Raw genomic sequence first — 7041 nt, 5'->3', positions numbered from 1 at the left:
CTTGGCCACGCCCCAATAATCTTTCTCTCAATCCGCATAAAGCGGCGAACGGTTCACACCCCGGGCAACAAAATACTCAAGCCCGTCCGGGAGCTTCGCTACGGCATCCTGTGCGCTCTTTTCATCTTCAAAGGCGATAAAAAGACAGGAGCCAGTTCCGGTCAATTTTACCTCGCCAAGAGCCGAGAGCCTATCAGCAATTTCAGCAACCGCCGGATAGCGTCTTTTCACCAGTGGGAAAAAGACATTTTCGCCCAATCCCGCGAGAAAGTCGGCTATTGTGATGGGATGACAATTCCTTGTCAATTCAGAATCATGAAATAATTTGGGCGTCTCGATGTAAACATCGGGCCTGACAACCAGAAACCAGCGCTCCGGGAGCTCTACCGGAGTCAGTTTTTCACCTATTCCCTCACCCCAAGCTGCCTCGCCATAAACAAATATTGGTACGTCTGCACCCAGCTGCAAACCGAGGTTGGCAAGCTGCTGTTTTGAGTATTCGAGCCCCCACAAGCGGTTCAGCGCAACCAGGGTGGTCGCGGCATCTGAACTGCCTCCGCCGAGACCACCACCCATTGGCAGTCGCTTTTCGAGTTCAATTCTGGCTCCCAGCCTGGTACCGCTGTCACTTTGCAGTAAGCGCGCGGCCCTGACGATGAGGTCATCATCGTGTGCTACACCTGCGGGCGGGGTTGAATTTTCGATTTCTCCGCTCTCAAGCACCTCGAAACCGAGCTCGTCTCCGTAATCGAGAAACTGGAATACCGTCTGCAGGAGATGATAACCATCATCACGCCGTCCGGTGATATGCAGCATCAGGTTGAGTTTGGCAGGGGCAGGAAAGCGTTCCACCGCGATGCTCATGGCTGCAGGCGTTTCATCGCCTCAACGATATGCCTGTTGTCAGGCTCGCGCTCGAGCCCGCTCTTCCAAACGCTCATCGCCTCCTCGCGCTTGCCGCTGTGCCACAGCACCTCGCCGAGATGTGCGGTAATTTCACCATCAGCATTTATTTCAGCCGCCTGCTGAAGATAGGATATCGACTCATCGTAACGTCCCATGCGAAATAGTACCCAGCCCATACTGTCGAGTATCGCCGGGCTTTCCGGCATAAGCTGCAATGCCTTGGTGATCAATTCGAGTGCTTCTGCGTACCTGTCAGTCTCATCTGCCAGCGTATACCCGAGTGCATTCAGTGCCAGAGCATTGTCCGGGTCTGCCGCAATAATTTCACGCATGCGTTTCTCGAGAGTGACAATATCCCCGTTATCTATCGACAGCATGCCATGCGCATAGAGTAGGTCCAGATCATCGGGATGGATTTCGATTGCCGTTGCCAGCACAGCAAGCCCCTCTTCGATGTAATCTGCCGACTTGAGCAATTCAGCTTCTGCAAGATAGTAAGCAATCGCCTGCTCTGGCTCCGCAAGCCGCTGCTGATCAAAAAGCTTGTGGCCGGATTCAATTCTGCCTGCTTCAAACTCGATTTTTGCCAGTTGAACGACGGCCTCGCCCTGCAACTCGCCCTGGACCCTGTTGAAATAGTCGCTCGCGGCATCCACATCGCCGACGCCCAGTTCGACCTTACCGAGAAGCAAGCGGGCATGATCACGCATCTTCGGATATTCGAGCAGCTTCTCAAGATAGAGCCTGGCTTCAGGCCACAGGGTGAGTTCAATTGCCAATACACCAGCCGTCTGCAACAACTCGGGATCATCGGGTTCAGCCTTAAGCATGTTCCTGTAGACTTCGAATGCTGCCTGGTATTTGTTATGTGTAACCAGGCTGCTGGCATACGCGAGCTGTAAAATACGCTCTTCCGGATGGTGCGAAACCGCCTGCGAAAGTACCTTCTCCGCCTCGTCGAATTGCTCTTGAACCGACAGCAGGCGACTTAGCAACATCCAGTAGCGCGCATCATCCTTGTGCAAGTCGATCGCCTGTCGCAATGCAGACTCAGCCCTTACGTACTCCTTCATGCCGAAAAGCGCGACACCCAATGCATAGTATGAACCGGAATCTTCGCTGTTCTTTTCCGCCACTGCCTCGAGCAGTGTTACAGCCTTGTCGACATCACCCGAAACCGTCGCGACTGCCGCGACTGCCGCGATTTCAAGATAGCCGTCCTTGCCGGCAATTGCCGCCGCGCGCATCAACTCCTCTGCCGCTGCCAATGCCTTCTCCTGCTGTCCCTCTTTCAAATGCAGTAACAGTAGTGCCTGGTGCGCATCGATAGCATCGGGAGAAACACGTACCCACAACTCAACTGCCGGCAGTGCCCGTTCTGATGAGAGATGTAGGGCTATACGTGCCGCACGACGAACAACCATTGGATCCAGCGATGCCTGGGCTACAACCCAGTAATCATCCAGTGCCTCTTCGAGCCTGCCGCGATGGGCATTGATCTCGGCAGCAAGGTAACGGCTCATGAGATCCGGAGAGGCAAAAACAGGTGAGCGCGAAGATGGTATCTCCACATCTTGCTCAGCCATTGCAGGAGAGGCCATGGTAGCCACAAGAAGCAGGCAACAAGAGAGAAGAGATCGCCGCAGGCGCGTCAGTAATATTAAATAGTGCATACCAGTGAGTATAAGGGCGGGGCCTATATTTTCCAATCCAGTGCCGACCTTGCTAGAATAGGCAGCGATATGCAACTGAAACAGTTAATTACCTGAGATGCTCCTCATCCTGGGCATCAATCACAAGACAGCTCCCGTCGATATTCGGGAGAAGGTCGCGTTCGGCCCGGATATTGTCGTAGCCGCCCTGCGCGGACTGCGCGAACAGGCTGGCGCAGAAGAGGCTGTCATCCTCTCGACCTGCAACCGCACCGAGATTTACGCCTCCGTCAACGACTCCAGCATTGATGCACTCAGCGAGTGGATTTGCGATTTTCATAGCATCGAGAAAACACAGCTGACACCTTATCTCTATGCCCATACCGACAAGGACTGCGTCACACACCTGATGCGCGTCGCCAGCGGCCTCGACTCACTGGTACTCGGAGAGCCGCAGATTCTCGGCCAGGTGAAAGATGCCTACCAGATCTCGGTATCAACCAAGTCGAGCGGCAAGATGCTCGACCGCCTCTTCCAGCACAGCTTCTCTGTTGCCAAGCAGGTGCGCACCGATACGGCCATCGGCTCCAGCCCGGTCTCGGTTGCTTTTGCCGCGGTCAACCTTGCAAAACAGATTTTTGCCGACCTCAGCGAGCAGACAGCCCTGCTCATCGGCGCAGGCGAAACCATCGAGCTGGCAGCACGTCACCTGCACCAGCAGGGCATCAAGCACATCATCATCGCCAACCGCACCATCGAGAAGGCAGCTGCACTCGCCTCGGAGTTCGAGGGTTATGCGATTGGCCTGCAGGATCTTCCGGCACACCTTGCCGAAGCTGATATCGTAATTGCCTCAACAGCAAGCCCGCTGCCGATTCTTGGCAAGGGCATGGTTGAAAGCGCCCTCAAGACACGCAAGCACCAACCGATCTTCATGGTGGATATTGCCGTGCCGCGAGATATCGAGGCCGAGGTCGGAAAACTGGAGGATATCTATCTCTACACGGTCGATGATCTCGAGACTGTTATCGAAGAGAACAAGCAGTCACGCATGCTGGCAGCCGAAGAAGCAGCCGAAATTATCGAACAGCAGACACATAACTTCATGGAGTGGCTCAAGTCACTCGATGCCGTCTCCCTTATTCACTCGTTCCGCACACAGGCTGAAAGCGCACGCGACGAGGTCCTCGAGCGCGCCCTCAAGCAAATCGAGAACGGCAAAACCCCGCACGAAGCACTACAATTCCTTGCACACACCCTGACCAACCGTCTTCTACATACGCCCAGCGCCAAGATGCGCGAAGCAGGCAGTAACGGGCATACGGAACTGCTTGATGCGGCCGACAAGCTGTTCGCCATCGGCATCGATAAAAAAAGATGAAGTCCTCAATTCGTAACAAGCTGGAGCAGGTCAGCGACCGCTTCCAGGAGATCACTGCGTTGCTCTCGGAACCTTCTGTACAAAATAACCAGAACCAGTTCCGTGACCTTAGCCGTGAATATTCACAGGTAGAACCACTGGTCGAAACCTACAGACATTTTACCGAAACCGAGGCTGAAATCGACGGCGCCAGGCAGATGCTCGATGATCCCGAGATGGCCGAACTGGCACAGGAAGAACTCGACGATGCCAGCGCGCGTCTTGCTGAACTCGAACCGGAACTGCAACTGCTGCTGTTACCAACCGATCCAAACGACGAGCGTAATATCTTTCTCGAAATTCGTGCCGGAACCGGCGGCGCAGAAGCGGCGCTGTTTGCAGGGGCACTGCTGCGCGCTTATCTGCGCTATGCCGAAACACGTGGCTGGCAGGTAGAGACGATCAGCGAAAGTGAGGGTGAACAGGGCGGATACAAAGAGGCTGTTGTACGCATTACCGGCAACGGTGTCTACTCACGTCTCAAGTTCGAGTCCGGCACTCATCGCGTGCAGCGTGTGCCTGAAACAGAATCACAGGGCCGCATTCACACCTCTGCCTGTACCGTGGCGATTCTGCCAGCGGCCGATGAAATCGACGCAGTTGATATCAACCCGGCAGACCTGCGCATCGATACCTACCGTGCCTCCGGTGCCGGTGGACAGCACGTCAACAAAACTGACTCGGCTGTACGCATCACGCATTTGCCGACAGGCATCGTCGTCGAGTGCCAGGACGAACGCTCACAGCATAAGAACAAGGCACGTGCGCTCTCACTACTTTCATCACGCATGCTTGATCAGGTGCAGCAGGCGCAGCAGAGTGAACTCGCAGCCAACCGTAAATTGCAAGTCGGCAGCGGCGACCGCTCGGAGCGCATTCGCACCTATAACTTCCCGCAAAACCGCATCACCGATCACCGTATCAACCTGACCCTCTACAAACTCGACGAGGTCATGAACGGTACTTTTGACCAGGTAATCGATCCGCTGACACAGGAGCAGCAGGCGGAACTGCTTGCATCGATGGCCGAAACAGCGTGATGCAGGTAAAGGAGCTGCTGCAACAGGCAACAGACCGGCTCGAAGAAGTGACAGAAACACCGGCTCTCGAAGCCAGGCTGCTTCTCGCTCACCTTCTTGACAGGCCTGAAAGCTGGCTCATCGCCTGGCCAGAGCATCAACCGACCGCTGATCAGCATGCCCGCTTCGAACAACTTCTCGAACAGCGCCTGCTCGGCAATCCAATCGCCCACCTGCTCAGTCAGCGCGACTTCTGGTCGCTTGAACTCAAGGTGACTCCTGATGTACTGATTCCAAGGCCTGATACGGAAACTGTGATCGAGACCCTGCTCAACATGTTTGACGACCAACTTCGACTGCGCGTCCTCGATCTGGGTACAGGCACAGGAGCCATCGCACTGGCACTTGCCAGTGAACGTAAACAGTGGGAAATTCACGCCTCGGATATCTCTGCCAAGGCGCTCGAGGTGGCACGCGAGAATGCTGCCAGACATCAACTGGATATCCACTTTCACCTGGGTAGCTGGTTCGAGACGATTCCCGCTGATATGCGCTTCGACCTGCTGGTCAGTAACCCGCCATACATCTGTGAAAACGACCCACACCTGGCGCAGGGCGATGTCCGTTTCGAGCCTCAACTGGCGCTCACCTCCGGTCCCGACGGGCTTGATGCGATCAGACAACTGGTACGAGAGGCACCTGCCCACCTGGTAGCAGGCGGCATGCTGATGCTTGAACACGGCTATGACCAGGCCGAAGAGGTCACGCAACTACTTGATAGTGCAGGATATTATCAGATAGAGACCTGTCTCGACCACGGTGGCAACCAGCGCGTCACATTCGGCACCCTCGCCTGAAGAACAAAACCCGCTTGCAAGATGCGGGATTTTCGATAGCATGTGTGGATGGAGGATAAAAATAACAATTTCAAAGTGCGCGAACTTGCCTTCGATACGGCTCACCCAGACCCGGACCAGGTACAGGCTGCAGCACTGAGTCTTGCCGATGTCACAGGCGTCATCGAGGTACATGTCACCTCAACACAGACCCTGCGCATCCGTTATGAACTCCTCAAGATCCCCCTTGAACAGATAGAGGCCGGCCTGATCGATGCAGGCTTCCATCTCAGTAACAAGCTGATGTATAAAATCAAACGCGCACTTTACTACTATACCGAAGAGGTTGAGCGCGCCAACCAGGGCTGCGTCAAGGGCAACAGCAACTGCACTCGCAAAGTATTTATTGAACATTATCGCCATGGCCAGCACGGCTGTCGCGACCATCGCCCGAACCACTGGCGACACTATCTCTGAACCTTTTCCGGAAAGAAACTATTGGCGCCACTCGACCGCAACACCATTGACCGTTTGCGTCAGGATATTCATTTCAGCGAAACCCTGAAAGGTCACCGGCTGGTGTTTCATACCACCTGGGGCATTTTTTCACCGCGCGCAATTGATGAAGGAACACGCCTGCTGCTTGAACATCTTGAAATCCGCGAGGATGACAGGGCGATCGATCTCGGTTGCGGTTACGGCCCACTCGGACTGACGATAGCGAAATCAGCACCAAGCGGGGAATGCCTGATGGTTGACAAGGATTTTGTTGCTGTCGAGTATGCCAACGCCAACGCTGCGCGCAATCACATCGATAACGCATCCGCCATGCTCAGCGATGGTCTCAAGCATATCGACCGGACACAGAAATTCACCCTCGCAGTTACCAACCTGCCTGCAAAGACAAGTAACGAACACTATTATCTCTTTTTTCAGGATATCTATGAGCACCTCGAACCGGGTGGTCGTCTCTATGTCGTCGTGATTTCCGGTTTACGCCAGTTCATCAAGCGTGCTTTCACTGAAGTGTTTGGAAATCACAAAAAAATTAAACAGAGTAAGAACTACACGGTTGCCATGGCAACCAAATAACAACAGGGCTCACACCCACAAGCGTGTCTTTGATCTCGTGATGTAAAACGGGACATCCAAGTCTCCCTTTTACACTCGATCTTCGACGGCCGATATTGCCCCGGACGCCCTGCGTC

7 protein-coding genes are annotated in these 7041 nt (G+C 54.6%); 5 read left to right on the top strand and 2 right to left on the bottom strand.

Translation table 11 applies throughout. The annotated features are described in order from the left end of the window. Window positions 1–27 precede the first annotated feature (27 nt). Both ispE and BOW51_RS05625 read right to left on the bottom strand, forming a co-directional pair. Window positions 28–864: a 4-(cytidine 5'-diphospho)-2-C-methyl-D-erythritol kinase gene (gene ispE / locus BOW51_RS05630; RefSeq protein WP_078476844.1), complete on the bottom strand. Its 837-nt coding sequence runs from the start codon at window positions 862–864 to the stop codon at window positions 28–30. Then, the gene (locus BOW51_RS05625) at window positions 861–2492 is read right to left on the bottom strand and encodes a tetratricopeptide repeat protein (RefSeq protein ID WP_167367246.1); all 1632 of its coding nucleotides are present in this window, start codon (window positions 2490–2492) and stop codon (window positions 861–863) included. The genes ispE and BOW51_RS05625 overlap by 4 nt, the downstream gene beginning before the upstream one ends. Before the next feature lie 184 nt (window positions 2493–2676). On the opposite strand from BOW51_RS05625, the gene hemA reads away from it, so the two are divergent. Genes hemA through BOW51_RS05600 form a run of 5 tightly spaced genes read left to right on the top strand, consistent with a single transcriptional unit; the run spans window position 2677 to window position 6925 of the window. Then, window positions 2677–3939 carry a glutamyl-tRNA reductase gene (gene hemA / locus BOW51_RS05620; protein ID WP_078476842.1) on the top strand — a complete coding sequence of 421 codons (1263 nt, stop codon included), beginning with the start codon at window positions 2677–2679 and terminating at the stop codon, window positions 3937–3939. Next, entirely contained in the window at window positions 3936–5018 is a 1083-nt protein-coding gene (gene prfA / locus BOW51_RS05615; protein ID WP_078476841.1) for a peptide chain release factor 1, read from the top strand. Before hemA ends, prfA begins: the two co-directional genes overlap by 4 nt. After that, window positions 5018–5854 carry a peptide chain release factor N(5)-glutamine methyltransferase gene (gene prmC, locus BOW51_RS05610; protein WP_078476840.1) on the top strand — a complete coding sequence of 279 codons (837 nt, stop codon included), beginning with the start codon at window positions 5018–5020 and terminating at the stop codon, window positions 5852–5854. The genes prfA and prmC overlap by 1 nt, the downstream gene beginning before the upstream one ends. A gap of 48 nt (window positions 5855–5902) precedes the next feature. After that, complete coding sequence (locus BOW51_RS05605) at window positions 5903–6310, top strand: hypothetical protein (RefSeq protein ID WP_078476839.1); 408 nt, start codon at window positions 5903–5905, stop codon at window positions 6308–6310. Between the two features lie 21 nt (window positions 6311–6331). Next, entirely contained in the window at window positions 6332–6925 is a 594-nt protein-coding gene (locus BOW51_RS05600) for a class I SAM-dependent methyltransferase (protein WP_078476838.1), read from the top strand. Window positions 6926–7041 lie beyond the last annotated feature (116 nt).

It is taken from the genome of Solemya elarraichensis gill symbiont (genome assembly GCF_002021095.1).
Lineage (GTDB): Bacteria > Pseudomonadota > Gammaproteobacteria > Chromatiales > Chromatiaceae.
This window is presented reverse-complemented; position numbering and strand designations above follow the sequence as displayed.